Raw genomic sequence first — 1,718 nt, 5'->3', positions numbered from 1 at the left:
CAGCCATTTATGAATGTTTGAATGATGCCCATTTGAAACATAAAAAAGAACTGGATTCCTTGCTGACTCTACGATTTCAGAAGTTTAATAAATCTCAGATTATGAACGTCTAAAGTATAATTACGATGGTTCAGGTCGGACATTCGGTTCACACCTAATCATGGATGGTTGGCAGTGGTCTCGATTCTGGTGTTAGGTTACACCTCGGAGCCTTCCGTTCCCCGCTTCAGTCCCAGAATTGTGACTTCTGAATCTGGGGGTGGCTATCGCCGTTACTCTCACCTTTGTAACAATTTGTGAATAATTGTTACAAAGTGTATTGACCTTGAGTCCCTTTGCCTAGTTTGGTATCGTGTTGATACTAAACGTCGGGACATATAAACAGTTATAAGGCTGGTCTGGGTTGACCTGTTAGATTCAGTCAGGGGACTGAAGACCTTACTAGGCGGTTATTTCGGGCATTTGGTTCCCTATTTCATGCCTAAACGTTTCGCACTACTTTTCTTAACATAACTTAAAACTACCAGAGCTAACGAAGGCAGGAGGCAGGAGGGAAGAATCTGACTAGAAGGCGAGGTTTTAGACAAGGGTTGTTGGGTGCATCTCACATTTGCAGAAATACCGACAATCAGCAATTATCAGTGACCCTTAAATTATTACAGATATATCAGCAGCTGCCTGTAAGCATCCCACCGAAAAACTAATGCGCTCTAGGGTTTGGGTAGGGTTGATTCATGAATCAACCCTACTATAGAGTTCTTGCATAATTAATTTTTGAGAGGGCAAAAATGAGATGCACCCAAGATAGAGTTAGTATCTCAACAAAATTTTTACCCTGATTTAACCTTTATTCACGAGCCAACAGGAGCTAAGTTTGCTGTGGATAGAGATTACTATTGATGAGGAGAGTGTTTAGTGAAGTTAACGCCACTTGTGCCACCGATTAAGTGTCAAGGAATTAAAACTAAATTGGTAAAAGATGTTAAAAATATTGTGTCTGATCTTAGCTTTGGGCGTTGGATAGAACCCTTTTCTGGATCGGGGGTGGTGGCTTTTAATATTAATCCCAAAAAGGCTTTACTTGCGGACACAAATACTCATATTATCCAGTTTTATAATAATCTAAAAAATCAAGTTATTACCAGTAAAACTGTGAAGCTTTTTTTGCAAGAAAATGGTCAAGTTCTTAAGGAGCAGGGAGAAAGTTATTATTATCAAGTACGAGAAAGATTTAATCAATCTCCTAATTCTCTAGATTTTTTATTTCTCAATCGCTCCTGTTTTAATGGCGTGATGAGATTCAATCGTAAGGGACAGTTTAACGTACCTTACTGTCATAAATCAGAACGATTTTCTCAAGCATATATTACCAAAATAGTCAATCAAGTTATTGCCCTAGAAAATATTCTTATTAAAACTGATTATAATTTTCAAGTTGCTGACTTTCGAGAGACTTTATCTGATTGGCAAAAAACAGACTTGATCTATCTCGATCCTCCTTATTTAGGGAGACACACCGATTATTTTAACTCTTGGTCTGAAGAGGATGAAGATTGTTTGGTGACTATTTTAAAGGATATTTCTTGTCGGTTTATTTTGTCCACTTGGCACAGTAATCAGTTTAGAAGCAATCCTTTAATTAAAAAAAATTGGAGTGCTGATCAGTTTTATATCTATACTAAACAGCATTTTTATCATGTTGGTTCCACAGAAAAATT

Annotated in this window: 1 protein-coding gene and 1 pseudogene; both read left to right on the top strand. The window is 37.4% G+C overall.

The genetic code is table 11. From position 1 onward, the window contains the following. Positions 1-113: pseudogene (locus tag PX481_RS29085) on the top strand (IS630 family transposase); the annotation flags it as partial. Between the two features lie 802 nt (positions 114-915). Then, positions 916-1,718 (top strand): DNA adenine methylase (locus PX481_RS29075; RefSeq protein ID WP_288097449.1); only part of this gene is annotated, 803 nt, incomplete at its 3' end.

Source organism: Microcystis sp. M53603_WE2, from assembly GCF_030065435.1.
The sequence above is the reverse complement of the archived record's forward strand: the minus strand, read 5'-3'. Positions and strand labels throughout refer to the sequence as shown.